Genomic DNA, 14,710 nt, shown 5'->3' on the forward strand with positions numbered 1-14,710 from the left:
CCGAGGGCTGCCCAGCGGGGCAGCTCTCCTGGAGGCACTTTCATGAACACTCCTCATCTGGTGGCTGCCCAGCCACAGCCGGCGCACGCCAATAATGCGGCTTCTGTCGGCGACTTCATCCAGCTTCGCGGTGTCTGCAAGTCCTACGGCGAGCAGCTTGTGGTAATGGACAACCTCAATCTGAACATGCGTGCCGACGACAGGCTGGTGATCATTGGCCCGAGCGGCAGCGGCAAGAGTTCGCTATTGCGGGTGTTGATGGGGTTGGAGGGGATCCAGGACGGCACCATCGATTTCCAGGGCAAGCCCTACATTTGCGGCAGCAAGCGCCAAGGCAAACCGTTGGACGCGGCCTTGCATACCCAGATTGGCATGGTCTTCCAGCACTACACCTTGTTCCCGCATCTGTCGGTATTGAGCAACCTGACCCTGGCGCCGATGAAGGTCCATGGCCTGTCCAGGGCCCAGGCCACCGAGAAGGCCCGCGCCTATCTCGCGCGTCTTGGCCTGGAAAACAAACTCAACGCCTATCCGAGCCAGTTGTCCGGTGGACAGAAACAGCGCGTGGCGATTGCCCGTGCGCTGATGCTCGAACCCAAGCTGATGTTGTTCGATGAAGTCACCTCGGCCCTCGATCCGGAAATGGTCATCGAAGTGCAGAACGTGATGCTGCAGCTGGCGGAGCAGAAGATGGCGATGATCATCGTCACTCACGACATGCATTTCGCCCGTCACATCGCGACCCGGGTGGTGTTCTGTGCCAACGGCAAGGTGGTGGAGCAGGGGCCGCCGGAGCAGATTTTCACCCAGCCCAAAGAAGCCCGTACCCGCGAATTCCTGGAAAAAGTCCTGCACCTGGACTGAGGGGCTGACGCCATGAACTATCAATTCGACTTTCATTTCCTCAACGGCAGTTTCGGCGCCTTGTGGGAGGGTTTGAAAGTAACCCTGGAGCTGGCGCTGGTCTCCAACCTCATCGGCATGGTGCTCGGTTTCGGCCTGTGCCTGTTGGCCATGAGCCGTTGGTTCTTCATCCGCTGGCCTGCGCAATTGTTCATCGAGTTTTTCCGTTGCACCCCGGCGTTGCTGCAGATTGTCTGGTTCTTCTACTGCGTGCCGATGCTGTTCAACGTGTTCATCGATCCGGTTGCCATGGGCTTCCTGGCGCTGGGCCTGAACCTCACCGCCTTCAATGCCGAAGCCTATCGGGCCGGCGTCCAGGCGGTGCCTCGCGAACATCTGGATGCCTGCGTGGCCCTGGGTTTGCGACCGTTTCATCGAACCTTCTACGTGGTACTGCCCCAAGCCTTGCGCAGTGCGTTGCCGGTGCTGATGACCAACGGCATCGGCACGCTGCAACAGAGCGCCCTGGTCGCCATCGTCGCGGTCTCGGACCTGATGTACGTGGGCAAGAGCCTGGCCACCGAGGCGTACCGCCCGCTGGAGACCTACACCCTGATCGCCTTGATCTACTTCGTCCTGTCGCTGCCGATTGCCCAACTGGTGCAGTACGTCGAGCGTCGCCAGGATGCAGCGACGGCACGCTGAGGAGAACGCCATGACGCTCGACTTTTCCATCGTTCTTTCCTATTGGCAGGTGCTGCTCAAGGGCCTCGCGCTGACCCTGGCTTTCACCCTCAGTTGCGCCATCATCGGCAGCCTGGGCGGGTTTGTCCTCAGCCTGCTGCGCAACAGCCGTGTCCGGGTGCTGACCCTGCCCACCACGCTGTTCGTGGAGTTCTTCCGTGGCACGCCGTTGCTGATCCAGCTGTTCTGGATTTTCTTCTGCCTGCCGGTGGTGTTCGGCCTGGACATTCCTCCCTATGTCTCGGTGCTGATCTCCCTGACCCTGTACATGGCGGCGATCACCTGCGAAACCTTTCGTGGCGCGCTGAAATCCATTGCCAGCGAGCAGCATGACGCCTGTACCGCCCTGGGGCTGACCCCGCGGGTGAAGGTGGTCTACGTGATTTTCCCCCAGGCCCTGTTGCGTGCGGTCCCGCCGTTGCTGTCGAACGTGGTCAGCCTGTTCAAGGAGAGTGCCTTGATCTCCTCGGTCGGCGTGGCGGACCTGATGTTCGTCGGCCAGAACATTTCCAACAGCACGGCCCGGCCGGTGGAGTTCCTCTCGGCCGTCGCGGTGATCTATTTCCTCGTGGCTTTCCCGCTGACGCGTCTGGTCGGTGTGGTCGAAGCCCGCATGCTCCGGCGTTATGCCTACTAACCCCACTCTCTTTCAGGAGAATCAACATGCTTGAACTCAAAGGCATCCTGCCTGCGCTCGTGACCCCTTTCGATAAATCCGGTGCGGTCGACCACACGATGCTCGCCGACATCATCGAGCACCAGTTGAAAGCGGGCGTCCATGGTTTCGTACCGTTGGGCTCCACCGGTGAATACTACGCGCTGACCAACGAGGAACGTCGCCAGATCCTGGCGACGGTCAAGGAAGTGGTTGGTGATCGCGGGACCCTGATTGCCGGTGCCAACGGCTCCTGCACCCGTGAAGTATTGGAGCAGGTCAAGCAGACGGTGGACGCCGGCTACAACAACCTGCTGATTGCTCCGCCGTACTACGCGCTGCCTTCCCAGGAAGAGCTGCTCAGCCACTACAACGCGATTCTCGAAGCGTTCCCGCAGATCAACGTCGTGTTGTACAACTACCCGGTGCGCACCAACGTCGAGGTCGGTTTCGACGTGATGCAAGCGCTCAAGGATCATCCGCGTGTGGTCGGCATCAAGGAAAGCAGCGGCAACCTGCTGCGCGGTATCGAGATCGGCGAGAACTACAAAGGCAAAATTCAACTGTCCTGCGGTTCCGACGATCAGGCGCTGGACTTCTTCATCTGGGGCGCGACCAGCTGGATCTGTGGCCCGGCCAACGTCTTCCCGGAAAAAGTCGTCGACTTCTATCAGAAGTTCACCGCGGGCGACCTGGCCGGTGCGCAGAATGTCATGCGCAATCTGTTCCCGATCATGTCTAACCTGGAAAGTGGCAAGTTCGTGCAGAAGGTCAAGTACGGCACCGAGCTGGCAGGCTTCCAGGCCGGCAACGCCCGCGCGCCACTGCTGCCGCTGACCGACGCTGAAAAAGCCGAGTTCCGCCGGGTGTTTGAAGTGGCTCAGGGTTGAGATGACTCCGGACTGGCGCGGCAGTCAAAGGAGGTAGGGTTGTGCTCCGCTCTTGTGGCGAGGGGATTTATCCCCGCTGGGCTGCGTAGCGGCCCCAAAACGGGCTTCCGCGGTGTGTCAGGTTGAACTGAGATCAGCCTCAATGGGGCTGCTACGCAGCCCAGCGGGGATGAATCCCCTCGCCACAAATTGCTGCACGACTTTTTATTCGCTCAACGGCGGCAAAGACTTAACGACACTTGCATCAAGAGAGCACTCTATGAATTCTCCACAAACATCCACTCAACAACAGGCGGTCGTCATCGGCGGGGGCATCGTCGGGGTCTGTTGTGCTCTCTATCTGCAACGCGAGGGGCACCGGGTGATCCTCGTGGACCCTGCCGCTCCGGGGGACAGCACGGCGAAATGGAGCTGCGGCCAGATGGCGGTCAGTGAAGTCATCCCGTTGTCCAAACCCGGTATTCTTAAAAAGATCCCTGGCTGGCTGATGGACCAGAAGGGACCATTGGCCTTGCGTCCCAGCGCACTGCCGGGGATCCTGCCCTGGTTCCTGCGTTTCCTGGCCTGCGCCCGCCATGCCAGGATCGTCGAGATCGCCGGCGACATGGCGACCCTGACCGAACATGTCTACGAAGACTACGCGCCGCTGCTGGAGGCTTGCCCAGACAAGACCCTGCTCGGCCAGCGTCCGATCATCGAGGTGTTCGACTCGGCGGATGGCGTTGCCCATGAGCGTCCCCATCTGGAATTGAGAAAAGCCTTGGGCTTCCAGTCCGAGGAATTGGGCGCGGACGAGATTGCCGACCTGGAACCCAGCCTGGCCGGAAAATTCAAGCACGGCCTGCTGTTTCCCGATTGGCGCGCCGTCAGCGACACCGAAGGTTTCATCGCTGCCTTGACCCAGAGCTTTATCGAACAAGGCGGCGCTCGGGTTCGTGAACTCGTCAAGCGCATCGACAGCGTGGACGATCGCGCCACCGGCGTGACCCTGGCCGACGGCGCACGAATTGCCGCGCAGCATGTCGTGGTCGCCGCAGGCACCGGTTCCCGGGAGTTCTTCAGCCAGTTGGGCGTCAGCGTGCCCCTGGCGGGCATCGCCGGCTACCAGGTGGTGCTGCCGCAGTCGGGCGTGGAGTTCCGCCATTCGGTGATCTATGCCGATGGCGGTTTCTGCTTCAGCCCCATGACCCGTGGACTGCAGATCGGCGGCACTATCGAGTTCGCCGCCGCCGGTGCCGAGCCCAACTTCAAGCGCGCCGATATCATCCTGGAGAAGGCCCGTCGCGTGCTGCCGCAACTCAACACCGACAACCTGCAATACGGCGTCGGTTACCGGCCTTTCCTGCCAGACACCAAACCGATCATCGACCGTTCCGAGCGGCTGACCAACGTCTACATGGCGTTCGGTCACGGCCAGCTTGGCCTGACCCTGGGGGCGACCACTGGCCGGCTGATCGCCGACATGGCCGCAGGCAGGCCCACCGCACAAAATCTGAAGCCCTTCAGTGCCAAGCGCTTCGCCCTGATTGGAGGACATGCATGAACACGTACAACCAGCTGTATATCAACGGCCAGTGGGTCACCCCGGTCCGCAAAGGCACCTTCCAGACCTTCGACCCCAGCAGCGAGGCCCTGATTGCCGAAGTGGCTGCCGCCACTGCCGAAGACATCGACCTGGCCGTCAAGGCCGCACGCCAGGCCTTCGATGCAGGTCCCTGGTCGCAGACCAGCGGTGCCCAGCGTGCCGTGGTGTTGCGGCGTATCGCCCAGGGCATCCGCGAGCGTCAGCAGGAGCTGGCCGAGCTGGAGGTGCGTGACAACGGCAAGCCGTTGCCGGAAGCCCTATGGGACATCGGCGACACCGCCGGCTGCTTCGATTTCTATGCCGATCTGGCCGAAGACCTCGACGGCCATGCCGAACAACCGGTGCCCTTGGCGGACGACCGCTTCAGCAGTGTGGCGCGCAAGGAGGCCATCGGCGTGGCGGGGGCTATCATCCCGTGGAACTTCCCGATGCTGATGGCCGCCTGGAAAGTCGCCCCGGCCCTGGCCGCCGGTTGCTGCATGGTGCTCAAGCCTTCGGAACTGACCCCGCTCACAGCCCTGGAACTGGCGCGTATCGCCGACCAGGCCGGGCTGCCTGCGGGTGTGCTCAACATCGTGCCGGGCCTGGGTCCGGACGCCGGCGCGCCTCTGGCCGAGCATCCCGGTATCGACAAGCTGGCCTTCACCGGCAGTGTGCCTACCGGCAGCCGGATCATGCAGGCGGCGGCACGGGACATCAAGAACATCAGCCTGGAACTGGGGGGCAAGTCGCCGTTCATCATCTTCGATGACAGTGACCTCGAAGCGGCTGTCGAATGGATCATGTTCGGCATTTTCTGGAACCAGGGCCAGGTCTGCTCGGCTACTTCACGCGTGTTGGTACAGCGCGATCTCTACGAGCCGCTGCTGCATCGCCTCAAGGCCGAGGCGGCGAAAATCGTCATCGGCAATGGCCAACAGGACGGCGTGCTGCTTGGTCCGCTGGTCAGCCAGGGCCAGTACGACAAGGTCCGCGCGGCGATTTCCCGGGGCAAGGAGGAGGGCGCACGGCTGGTCTGTGGCGGCGAGCGCCCGGCCGGGTTCGACAAGGGCTTCTACCTGCAACCGACAGTCTTTGCCGATGTCGCCGAGGACAGCTGGATCTGGACCGAGGAAATCTTCGGCCCAGTGGTTTGCGTGCGGCCGTTCGACGATGAGCAGGAGGCCCTGCGTTCGGCCAACGACTCGCGCTTCGGCCTGGCGGCAGCGGTGATGTCCAGGGACCTGGAACGTGCCGACCGCGTGGCCCGCAAACTGCGCGCCGGGATCGTCTGGATCAACTGCTCGCAGCCGACTTTCACCGAAGCGCCGTGGGGTGGCTACAAGCAGAGTGGCATCGGTCGCGAGCTGGGCGAGTGGGGGTTGAACAACTACCTGGAAACCAAGCAGATCACCCGCTTCGACAGCGATCAGCCCTGGGGCTGGTACATCAAGTAAGGAGGCCGTCATGCGCTGGAAAAAAACGCTGCAACTGGTGGATGTCCATTGCGAAGGCGAGATCGGCAAGGTCATCACCGGCGGGGTGGTGGGCATCCCCGGTGAGACCATGCTGGACAAGATGAACTACATCAATGAAGTCGACGACAGCCTGCGGCGACTGGTGGTGCTGGAGCCCCGTGGCTGCCTGCAGATGTCGGTCAACCTGCTCCTGCCGCCCACACGGCCGGAAGCCCAGGCCGGTTTCATCGTGTTGCAGGCCGACAAGGCCCACCCCATGTCCGGCAGCAACTGCATCTGCGTGGTCACCGCGCTGCTGGAGTTGGGCATGGTGCCGATGCAGGAGCCGGAAACCACCGTGGTGCTCGACACCCCGGCGGGGCTGGTCACCGCCAGGGCGCGCTGTGAGGACGGCCGTTGCCTGAGTGTGTCCCTGGACATGATCCCGGCTTTTGTCGAACACCTGGACGTCGCCATCGAAACCGAAGCGTTCGGCACGATCAAGGCCGACATCGCGTTCGGCGGTGTCTACTACGCGCTGATCGATGTCGATCAGGTCGGCTTGAGCATCGCCCCGCAAAATGCCCGTGAACTGGCCAACGCCGGTGTCGCGCTCAGGGAGGTGATCAACCGCCAGGTCAGCGTGCGCCATCCGCTGTTCGAGACGGTCAATGAAGTGGCCTATGTGATGTTCCGCAATCGCCTGGACGCCAGCACCTACCAGACCTGCACCACGTTGCCGCCCGGACGGGTGGACCGTTCGCCGTGCGGCACCGGCAGCTCGGCGAACCTCGCCACCCTGGCCGCGCGTGGCCTGGTGGAAGTCGGTGACCGATTGACCTCTCGCTCGACCATCAACGGCGAGTTCCAGGTCCAGTTGCTGGGCCGCACCGACGTCGCCGGCCGGCCGGCGGTACTGCCACGGGTTACCGGGCGGGCCTGGGTGTATGGCATCCAGCAATTGGGTGTGGACCCGGATGATCCATTGGCGGCCGGTTTCATGCTCAGCGACACCTGGGGCCCGGCTTTTTAAGCAGAGATCAATGCAATGGGCGTCATGACAATAAAAACAAAAACAGTCGATAAAGTACGCCGGCATGGCGGCCGCCATGTCTATGAAGAGCTGCGCAAGCGGATCCTGACATTGCAGCTCAAGCCCGGTTCGCAATTGGATGAGGTGTCCCTGGCGGGGCACTTCGGCGTATCCCGTTCGCCGGTTCGCGATGCCCTGGCGCGCCTGATCAGCGAGGGGCTGGTGACGATCCTGCCGAACCGCACGACCCTGGTGACGCCTTTCGAGATCGAGGAGTTTCCCAAGTACATCACCGCCCTGGACCTGACCCAGCGAGCGGTGACGCGCCTGGCCGCACTCCATCGTAGCGAGGAGGATCTGGCGCGCATCCACCAGGCCAACAACGTGTACGTTCAAGCGCTGGCCAAAGGCAGCTTCCAGCAGATGTCCGAGACCAACAAGGCGTTCCACATGGAGATCGCCAAGGCCGCTCGCAACCCCTACCTGACCAGCTACTACGAGCGCTTGCTGGGCGAGGGGCAACGGCTGTTGCACCTGCACTTCGACTTCATCGTCAGCTCGCAGACCCTGACCAGCCCGGATCATGACCATGACTGCATCATCGAAGCCATTGAGCTGGGGCAAGCGGATGCCGCCGAAGCGGCTTCGCAGGAGCACACGCTGCTGTTCCGCGACCGCTTCCTGGATTACATGCGGCAAAACCTGACCAAGGGTATTTCCATCCGCTGAGCCGTCCGGCCGCCGTGGATCATCACGCTTTTCGAAGCCTGTTCAACCTGTAAAGGCTGATGCGCAACCTGTATGAGCTGATCGGCCACTTCAAGATGTAGGGCATGACGCCTCCATCGTCGTTGGCTCCCGAAGGTAGAAAGGGGAAAGACTGATTGCAATTCTGAGTGCAGTGTTGAGTGCAATTGCGGTGGGCTGTCGACAGGGTGTCTGCGTGCGTTACCTATGGGAGCACGCTTTGCTCCCATAGGTTTGTGGCTTAACTGACTGACATTGGGGTTAAGCCACTGACATGCGTGCCGTGAGATTCTGCTGCATGTAGTCGAGGAAGCGGCGTTGAAACAGCATGGTGTGCTCATGCGCGGCGGCCTCCGCTGCCTCCGCGTCTCGCGCAGCGATGGCCTCGATGATTTCGTCGTGGTCCCGTCCCAGTCGGTGGGTACTGGCGGAGCTGACGACGTGATCAAAGTGCAGGTGCAGCAAGCGTTGCCCTTCACCCAGGAGGCGCTCGTAGTAGTTGATGAAATAAGGGTTGCGCCCGGCATGGGCAATGGCCATGTGGAAGGCTTTGTTCAGTTCGGACATGGCCTGGAAGTCACCGCTGGTGACGGCCTTGAGGTACGCCTCATCCGCTTTGCGAATCGCTTCCAGGTCCTCCGCGCGGTGCTGGAGGGCTGCCAGGCGGGTCACGGCCCGCTGAATCAGATCAAGCGCGGAAATGTAGTTGGGGAACTCTTCGATTTCGAAGGGTGTTACCAGCGTGGTGCGGTTCGGAAGAATGACTACCAGGCCTTCGGTGATCAAGCGTGCCAGAGCATCACGGACGGGGGAGCGGGACAACCCGAACTGTGCGGCCAGGGATACTTCATCGAGCTGTACCCCGGGCTTCAGCTTCAGGGTCAGGATCTGCTTGCGCAGTTCTTCATAGATATAGCGTCCGCTATGGCGACGAGGGCCGCTTTCGGTGTCGTTGTCTTTTGCCATCATCAGGTCCCGGTTGGTCTGGCCGGTATCATACAAGCCAGCCTTCTTGTATTTCAGCACAATCCGCTGTTCGACCCTCAGCATGGGAGGAAGACGCTTCCTGCGTCAATCCATAAGCAGCCGGAAGCTCAATGGTTTGGCTGAGCCCGGGGCAGGCGGGTCAGCCGGTGCTGTCCGTCAGGTGCAGTTCATTGAGAAAACGCTCGATGATCAGGTTCTGTCTACGTCCCTTGCGCATGGCGATGGCGATCTTGGAGTCGAAGTGAAGCCTGTCGGGATCGAGGGCGGTCATGAGGCCTTTTTCTACCCAGGTCGCGGCGTAGTGGTCCGGCAGAAAGCCGATGTAGGCGCCGGTCAGAATCAGGAATGCAATGCCTTCCCGGTCGGTCGCCGAGGCCGCAAAGCTGAGCAATTGATGCAGGCCGATCGCTTCAGCGGTCATCCGGTAGGCGGGGATGACGGCGTCTGCCTGGGCCAGCTGGGTGTCGGTGACCGTCGCGGCCTCGGCGAACAACGGGTGCTCATGGCTGCAGTACAGGTTCGACCGCTCCTCGTAGAGCAGGTTGTAGTCCAGGCCCGACAGCGGTGTGATCAACGGCAAGGCCCCCACATGCAGACGCCCGTCGAGCAGCCCCCGCTCGATCTCCCCCGGCGTGCTCATGCTGAGATTGATTCGCACGCCGCTGCCTTCGGCCCGCACGGCCTTGAGCGCGTGGGTGATGCGCATCCTCGGTTGGGTGACCAGGTTATTGACGATGGCCACGTTCAGGTCGCCGCGCAACTGCTGGTGCATCTGGTTCACTTCACTGCGAAAACCCTCGATAGCCACCAGCACGGTTTCACCGGCGCGCAGCACTTCGCGGCCTTCATCGGTCAAGGCGAAACCGGCCCGGCCGCGTTGGCACAGGCGCATGCCCAAGCGCTTCTCCAGGTCGCCCATGTGCAGGCTGATGGCCGAACGGGTGATGCCCAGCGCGCTCTCGGCACCGGAAAAACTGCCGCACTCGGCCACGGTCTTGAATACGCGCAGCAATCGGAGATCGAAATCACTGACCTGATGCAGTGGCGTTTTCGTTTTCATGTGAGAATTCCGATAACTGAGCGAAGGAAAAGATAGATTTAACGTAACTGATGGTTCGATTCAAGCCAGGTGGCATTGTCAGCAACCAGGAAAGCCAATTCGCCGAAGCTCAACTATACCTTTACGAGGATGGACGCCGCGGGATCGACGAAGGACCGAATCATGTTCAGACACACCTATACCTGCAATATTTGCCACTCAAACGTGATCATTGACCATACAGGTGCGATGAATCCTCTCACGGGAAGGCTGGTGACCCACCGGGATATCCAGCTTGGTGATCCCGAGCCTGGCATGCCCAAGATATCTACCATTTTGCAAGGGAAGAATGATCGTTGCTACGGCAGCCTCATCCATAAGAACATGGAGCCTTTAGCGCCTGCCGCCCCTGCTGCGCCCCGAGCCGTTACTTCTCAGTCCGTCTGCCTGGAGTTTTGTGGAGGTCAACAGCACGCGACCACGAACACCATCAGCGCCGCCGTCGACATCACCGACCCGGCAAGCAGAAAGAAGAAAGGGGTCAACGCTCATGGAAAAACACTGGCTGCACTCCATGACACGTTAAAAAGGCTCCTTGGCAACAGCGATAGGCTGGAAGGTTGGAGCATCACCAATTGCGCAGAAGTCGATGCCGTCGACAAATTACTATGGGACGGTATTCAACCGACGAACATCAGGGTATCCACTTGCGATAGAGGCGGTCGCATAAAGCCTCCGTGCGAGAACTGTCAAAGCTGGCTGACGATGGTAGTGCCTGGGGTCTATAAAATTCGATGATCACTTTCAGTGCGGTGTCGAGCGCAGATACAGGTCTCGTCCCCCGCTCCAGAACTCAGAAAAAAGCCACCCGGATGAGTGGCTTTTCTTGGCATACGCTCAAAAGCGCTGGGGTGCTGCCCTCCATTTTCAATGCCTTGGTTTGATTTACCCCGACAACCACAGCATAGGTCTATTGCTACGCTGAAAACTCCTCCAGCGCATCGAGCATCGCCTCGTGGAAGTAGGCCCGCGAAGCCCGGTCACAGAGAATCTGGAACGCCGGGCTGTCGTCGGTTCCGCAATGGATGACGATCACATTGATCCGCGCCGCCGAAGTCTGCGCCACCGCACCCGGGTCGAAGGCCTGTCGGCTCAGATCGACGCCGCACAGCTTGGCCATGACCTGGGCAATGGGGGCGCCGCTCAGCAGGAAGCAGGCATGGCTGTCCTGGCGTGGCAGCAGGTAGTTGGCCCGGTGGTCGAGTTCCCAGCGCGCTTCTTCGTCGGCGATCCGCTCGCCTTGATCCTCGACGCTGCCCAGCAGCAGGTATTCGGTCTGTGACAGACGTGCCACCTGGCTACCGTCAGCCTGGAGGACCGACCGATTGGGGGACTGCGGCAGGACAAAGCCGCGAGCCTCCAGGTAGTCGGCCGCTTGCGCTCCGCGAAAGCCCACCCGGGGCAGGTCGGTCAGGTCCACCAGTGTGCAGGCCTGCGGGTGGACGACCGGGCACGGCCTGATCATCTCTTGTGCATTCAGACTGGACATGACTTAAAGCTCCTGCCGTTGGTTTTCAGGATCGAAGAAGGGTAATTGCACCACCGTGGCCTGGACGACGATCCCGCCCTCGACGCGGATCGGAATCTGCTGCCCCGGCGCGCTCTGGTGGCTGGCGGCGTAGGCCAGCCCGATGATCTTGCCGAGGCTTGCGGAATATTCGCAGGAGGTGACGTTGCCGCTGATGTCCGGGCCGTTGAGCACCAGATGACCTTCCAGGGGTTGCGGGCTGCCCTTGGGCAGGGCGAAGCCCACCAGTTTGCGTTTCAGCGGCTGGGCTTCGAGGATGTCCACCGAGCGCCGGCCGACGAAGAACGGCTTGGTGCGACTGACCGCCCAGCCCATGTCGATTTCCGCCGGATGGGTCATGCCATCGGTGTCCTGGCTGATGATCACGTGGCCTTTTTCCAGGCGCAACAGGCGCTGGGTTTCGACGCCGAACGGGCGGATGTCGTGGGCCTTGCCGGCTTCCATGAGGGCGTCCCAGAGCTTGAGCCCGTGGCGCGCCGGCACGTGGATTTCATAGCCCAGTTCACCGACAAAACCGACCCGCAGCAGTCGTGCCTTGATGCCGGCAACCGTCCCCTGACGCACAGCCAGATAAGGGAAGGCTTCGGCGCTCAGGTCCAGGTCGGTGCAGAGCTGCTCCAGCACTTTGCGCGAGTCCGGCCCGGCAACGTTGACCGCGCAAATCGCGGCGGTGACGTTGGCGACGTCCACGTCGAGGCGCCATTGCGCGTTCCACTTGAGCATCTGCTGATAGATGCGGTCGACACCGCTGGTGGTGGCGGTGACGTAGAAGTGATTCTCGGCGAAACGCGCGCACACGCCGTCGTCGATCACCACTCCGTGTTCATTGGTCATCAACGCATAGCGGGAACGGCCGACCGGCTGCTTGAGAAAGGCAAAGGTGTACATCCGGTTGAGCAGTTCGGCGGCGTCCGGGCCACGCACATCCAGACCGCCGAGGGTCGAGACGTCGATGATGCCGACCTTGTTGCGCACATGCAGGGCTTCGGCTTGCATGCAGGCCTCGCGATCCTGGGCGCTGCCGTAGTAGGCCGGGCGTTGCCAGATGCCGGCGGGCATCATCTTGGCCCCTGCCTGGACATGCCGGGCATGCATCGGCGTTTGTCGGTACGGGTCGAAAGCCCTGCCGGCCACATGAGCGAGCTTCTCGGCCACGAACGGCGGCCGGGCCGTGGTGACACCGGTTTCGCTGATGTTGCGCTGGGTGGCCCAGGCCACCAACCGCGCGGTTGGCAATGCCGAATGACGACCCTGGGACGGGCCCATGCCGACGGTGGAGTAGCGCTTGACCAGTTGTACGTCGCGGTAGCCGATTTTGGTGGCGTTGACGATGTCGGCGACTTGCAGGTCCTCGTCGAAGTCGACGAAGTCCTTGCCCTTGGGATGGGGAAAGATCGGCCAGTTGAAGTTGACTTGAACCTCGCCGCTGTATGGCGAGCGCTGTGCGCCAACCACCAGGCCCAGTGCGAGCGCGGCATCCGTCCCGGCATTCACGCCGTCGACGAGCACGTTGTCCAGACGGTGACGACCATTGACCGAGCCAGCCACCGCGAGGTTGTGCGGCAAGCCACTGAGGGTGAACTCGGCACGCTGATCGTCATAGGCCAGTTTGCCGCCGGCCTGGCACAACAGTTGATAGACCGGCATGTAGCCGGCGGACATGCACAGCAGGTCGCAGTCGATGCGTTGTCCGTTTTCGGCCACCTGGCCCTGGGCGGTGATCTTGCGCACGTCGACGCCGTTGACGTGGCGCAGGCCTTTTTCATGCAGCGCCTCATACACCGTGCTGTCGCGCTGGCAAGGAATGTTGCGCCGGGACAATGCCTGCAACAGGTCTTCATCGCTGGGGCCATGACGCAGATCCACCACGGCGGCGACTTCCACGCCCTGGTCATGCAAGTCGAGCGCGGCGAGGTAACCGTCGTCGTTGCCCGTCAGCACCACGGCGCGCTTGCCGGGTTTGACCGCATACAGCTTCATCAGCCGTTGCGCGGCACTGGTCAGCATGATTCCGGGCAAGTCGTTGTTGCGAAACACCACCGGTTGATCGAAGGCGCCGCTGCACACCAGGCATTGGTTGGCGCGGACCTTGTACAGGCGCTTGCCCTGGATCACCGGCAAGTAGTTGTCGGTGAACCAGGCGTTGCAGGTGGCCTCGGTGAGGACCCGGATATTGGCGTGCTGCTCCACCGCCGACAGCAGTTCGCGGCGCAGGGTTGCGGCCCGGGTGCCTTCGATGTCGAAGCGGGCATAGGTCAGCGAACCGCCGAGGATCGGTTGTTGCTCGATCAGCAACACCTGGGCTCCGGCATTGGCCGCCGTCAGGGCCGCTTGCAGGCCCGCCGGTCCGGCGCCGATCACCGCGACGTCAGTGAACAGGTAAGCCTTGTCGTAATACTCGGGCTGGAAAGTCAGGTCGAGCACACCAAGGCCGGCTTTTTTGCGAATGATCGGCTCCCAGAGCTTCCACATGCCCTTGGGCTTGTAGAAGGAGCGGTAGTAGAAACCCACTGGCATGAACTTCGAGAACTTGCCCAGGTAGGCGTCACGGTCGTTGTCCAGCGAGCCGTTGACGTTCTGCGCCGTGACCTTCAACCCGGCAGACAGTGCCTGGGCATCGGCCAGCACATTTGGTTCGCGAGGCAGCTGCACCAGGCTGTTGGCGTCCTGGCCGGCCATGGTCAGCGGGCCGCGCGGGCGGTGGTATTTGAACGAGCGGGAGATCAGGAAGCGGCCGTTCGCCAACAAGGCGCTGGCAATGCTGTCGCCTTGCAGGCCTTGATAGTGTTGTCCGTCGAAGCTGAAATCCAGTGGCCGATCACGGTCGATCAGCAGGCCCATGGGGGCGGGTAGGCGGTTCATCCGGCAATCTCCTGGGTGGCTGCACTGAATTCGACACGGCTGCTGAACAGCTCCTTGGGGTCGAAGGTGCGCAGGATTTCGTCGCTGACGGTATGACGTTCCGCCAGGAACCAGTAGCTGGACGGGGTGTGCATCCACCATTCGCGCACTACACCGGCGAGGTTGGCGCTGTTGAACACATAGTCGGCCCATTCGGCGTCGCTGCAGTTGACCGGATCGGGCATTGGCTTGAACTCGCCGCCATAGGTGAATTCGCTGATGTTGCGCGGCCCGTTGAGCGGGCAAATCATGATTTTCATAG

General features: G+C 61.7%; 14 protein-coding genes. 9 read left to right on the top strand and 5 right to left on the bottom strand.

The annotated features are described in order from the left end of the window. Window positions 1-42: 42 nt before the first annotated feature. From LOY67_RS11700 to LOY67_RS11735, 8 genes are all read left to right on the top strand, one after another. Window positions 43-864, top strand: a complete 822-nt coding sequence (locus LOY67_RS11700; RefSeq protein WP_320110016.1) for an amino acid ABC transporter ATP-binding protein — start codon at window positions 43-45, stop codon at window positions 862-864. A gap of 12 nt (window positions 865-876) precedes the next feature. Then, window positions 877-1,548, top strand: a complete 672-nt coding sequence (locus tag LOY67_RS11705; RefSeq protein ID WP_265067310.1) for an amino acid ABC transporter permease — start codon at window positions 877-879, stop codon at window positions 1,546-1,548. A 10-nt stretch (window positions 1,549-1,558) separates the two neighbouring features. Beyond that, window positions 1,559-2,224, top strand: a complete 666-nt coding sequence (locus tag LOY67_RS11710) for an amino acid ABC transporter permease (RefSeq protein ID WP_265067311.1) — start codon at window positions 1,559-1,561, stop codon at window positions 2,222-2,224. A gap of 26 nt (window positions 2,225-2,250) precedes the next feature. After that, window positions 2,251-3,132, top strand: coding sequence for a 4-hydroxy-tetrahydrodipicolinate synthase (gene dapA, locus LOY67_RS11715; RefSeq protein WP_265067312.1), 882 nt, complete (start codon window positions 2,251-2,253; stop codon window positions 3,130-3,132). Window positions 3,133-3,391: 259 nt separating this feature from the next. Then, window positions 3,392-4,675: an NAD(P)/FAD-dependent oxidoreductase gene (locus tag LOY67_RS11720; RefSeq protein WP_265067313.1), complete on the top strand. Its 1,284-nt coding sequence runs from the start codon at window positions 3,392-3,394 to the stop codon at window positions 4,673-4,675. Then, on the top strand, window positions 4,672-6,153 hold the full coding sequence (locus LOY67_RS11725; protein ID WP_265067314.1) for an aldehyde dehydrogenase family protein: 1,482 nt from the start codon (window positions 4,672-4,674) through the stop codon (window positions 6,151-6,153). The genes LOY67_RS11720 and LOY67_RS11725 overlap by 4 nt, the downstream gene beginning before the upstream one ends. A 10-nt stretch (window positions 6,154-6,163) precedes the next feature. Continuing rightward, window positions 6,164-7,186: a proline racemase family protein gene (locus LOY67_RS11730; protein WP_265067315.1), complete on the top strand. Its 1,023-nt coding sequence runs from the start codon at window positions 6,164-6,166 to the stop codon at window positions 7,184-7,186. A gap of 24 nt (window positions 7,187-7,210) precedes the next feature. Beyond that, window positions 7,211-7,915, top strand: coding sequence for a GntR family transcriptional regulator (locus LOY67_RS11735; RefSeq protein ID WP_265067316.1), 705 nt, complete (start codon window positions 7,211-7,213; stop codon window positions 7,913-7,915). 279 nt (window positions 7,916-8,194) lie between these two features. Here LOY67_RS11735 and LOY67_RS11740 read toward each other — a convergent pair whose 3' ends face one another. Continuing rightward, window positions 8,195-8,983 (bottom strand): GntR family transcriptional regulator, encoded by a 789-nt coding sequence (locus LOY67_RS11740; protein WP_265067317.1) that lies wholly within the window; start codon window positions 8,981-8,983, stop codon window positions 8,195-8,197. A gap of 76 nt (window positions 8,984-9,059) precedes the next feature. Further along, window positions 9,060-9,980: a LysR family transcriptional regulator gene (locus LOY67_RS11745; protein WP_265067318.1), complete on the bottom strand. Its 921-nt coding sequence runs from the start codon at window positions 9,978-9,980 to the stop codon at window positions 9,060-9,062. Between the two features lie 162 nt (window positions 9,981-10,142). On the opposite strand from LOY67_RS11745, the gene LOY67_RS11750 reads away from it, so the two are divergent. Continuing rightward, entirely contained in the window at window positions 10,143-10,757 is a 615-nt protein-coding gene (locus tag LOY67_RS11750; protein WP_265067319.1) for a hypothetical protein, read from the top strand. Between the two features lie 178 nt (window positions 10,758-10,935). Here LOY67_RS11750 and LOY67_RS11755 read toward each other — a convergent pair whose 3' ends face one another. From LOY67_RS11755 to LOY67_RS11765, 3 genes are read right to left on the bottom strand one after another with little or no spacing between them, the layout of a single operon-like run. Continuing rightward, window positions 10,936-11,508 carry a sarcosine oxidase subunit gamma gene (locus tag LOY67_RS11755; RefSeq protein ID WP_265067320.1) on the bottom strand — a complete coding sequence of 191 codons (573 nt, stop codon included), beginning with the start codon at window positions 11,506-11,508 and terminating at the stop codon, window positions 10,936-10,938. A 3-nt stretch (window positions 11,509-11,511) separates the two neighbouring features. Beyond that, window positions 11,512-14,409, bottom strand: a complete 2,898-nt coding sequence (locus tag LOY67_RS11760; protein ID WP_265067321.1) for a 2Fe-2S iron-sulfur cluster-binding protein — start codon at window positions 14,407-14,409, stop codon at window positions 11,512-11,514. Continuing rightward, window positions 14,406-14,708, bottom strand: a complete 303-nt coding sequence (locus LOY67_RS11765; protein ID WP_265067322.1) for a sarcosine oxidase subunit delta — start codon at window positions 14,706-14,708, stop codon at window positions 14,406-14,408. Before LOY67_RS11765 ends, LOY67_RS11760 begins: the two co-directional genes overlap by 4 nt. Between the last annotated feature and the right edge of the window lie 2 nt (window positions 14,709-14,710).

Origin of the sequence: Pseudomonas sp. B21-056 (assembly GCF_026016325.1) — a bacterium.
GTDB lineage: Bacteria > Pseudomonadota > Gammaproteobacteria > Pseudomonadales > Pseudomonadaceae > Aquipseudomonas.

What these genes read in the sequence shown, in the direction of transcription:
- LOY67_RS11700 (WP_320110016.1), top strand. Translation starts at nt 43, where the DNA reads ATGAACACTCCTCATCTGGTGGCTGCCCAGCCACAGCCGGCGCACGCC.
- LOY67_RS11705 (WP_265067310.1), top strand. Translation starts at nt 877, where the DNA reads ATGAACTATCAATTCGACTTTCATTTCCTCAACGGCAGTTTCGGCGCC.
- LOY67_RS11710 (WP_265067311.1), top strand. Translation starts at nt 1,559, where the DNA reads ATGACGCTCGACTTTTCCATCGTTCTTTCCTATTGGCAGGTGCTGCTC.
- dapA (WP_265067312.1), top strand. Translation starts at nt 2,251, where the DNA reads ATGCTTGAACTCAAAGGCATCCTGCCTGCGCTCGTGACCCCTTTCGAT.
- LOY67_RS11720 (WP_265067313.1), top strand. Translation starts at nt 3,392, where the DNA reads ATGAATTCTCCACAAACATCCACTCAACAACAGGCGGTCGTCATCGGC.
- LOY67_RS11725 (WP_265067314.1), top strand. Translation starts at nt 4,672, where the DNA reads ATGAACACGTACAACCAGCTGTATATCAACGGCCAGTGGGTCACCCCG.
- LOY67_RS11730 (WP_265067315.1), top strand. Translation starts at nt 6,164, where the DNA reads ATGCGCTGGAAAAAAACGCTGCAACTGGTGGATGTCCATTGCGAAGGC.
- LOY67_RS11735 (WP_265067316.1), top strand. Translation starts at nt 7,211, where the DNA reads ATGACAATAAAAACAAAAACAGTCGATAAAGTACGCCGGCATGGCGGC.
- LOY67_RS11740 (WP_265067317.1), bottom strand. Translation starts at nt 8,983, where the DNA reads ATGCTGAGGGTCGAACAGCGGATTGTGCTGAAATACAAGAAGGCTGGC.
- LOY67_RS11745 (WP_265067318.1), bottom strand. Translation starts at nt 9,980, where the DNA reads ATGAAAACGAAAACGCCACTGCATCAGGTCAGTGATTTCGATCTCCGA.
- LOY67_RS11750 (WP_265067319.1), top strand. Translation starts at nt 10,143, where the DNA reads ATGTTCAGACACACCTATACCTGCAATATTTGCCACTCAAACGTGATC.
- LOY67_RS11755 (WP_265067320.1), bottom strand. Translation starts at nt 11,508, where the DNA reads ATGTCCAGTCTGAATGCACAAGAGATGATCAGGCCGTGCCCGGTCGTC.
- LOY67_RS11760 (WP_265067321.1), bottom strand. Translation starts at nt 14,409, where the DNA reads ATGAACCGCCTACCCGCCCCCATGGGCCTGCTGATCGACCGTGATCGG.
- LOY67_RS11765 (WP_265067322.1), bottom strand. Translation starts at nt 14,708, where the DNA reads ATGAAAATCATGATTTGCCCGCTCAACGGGCCGCGCAACATCAGCGAA.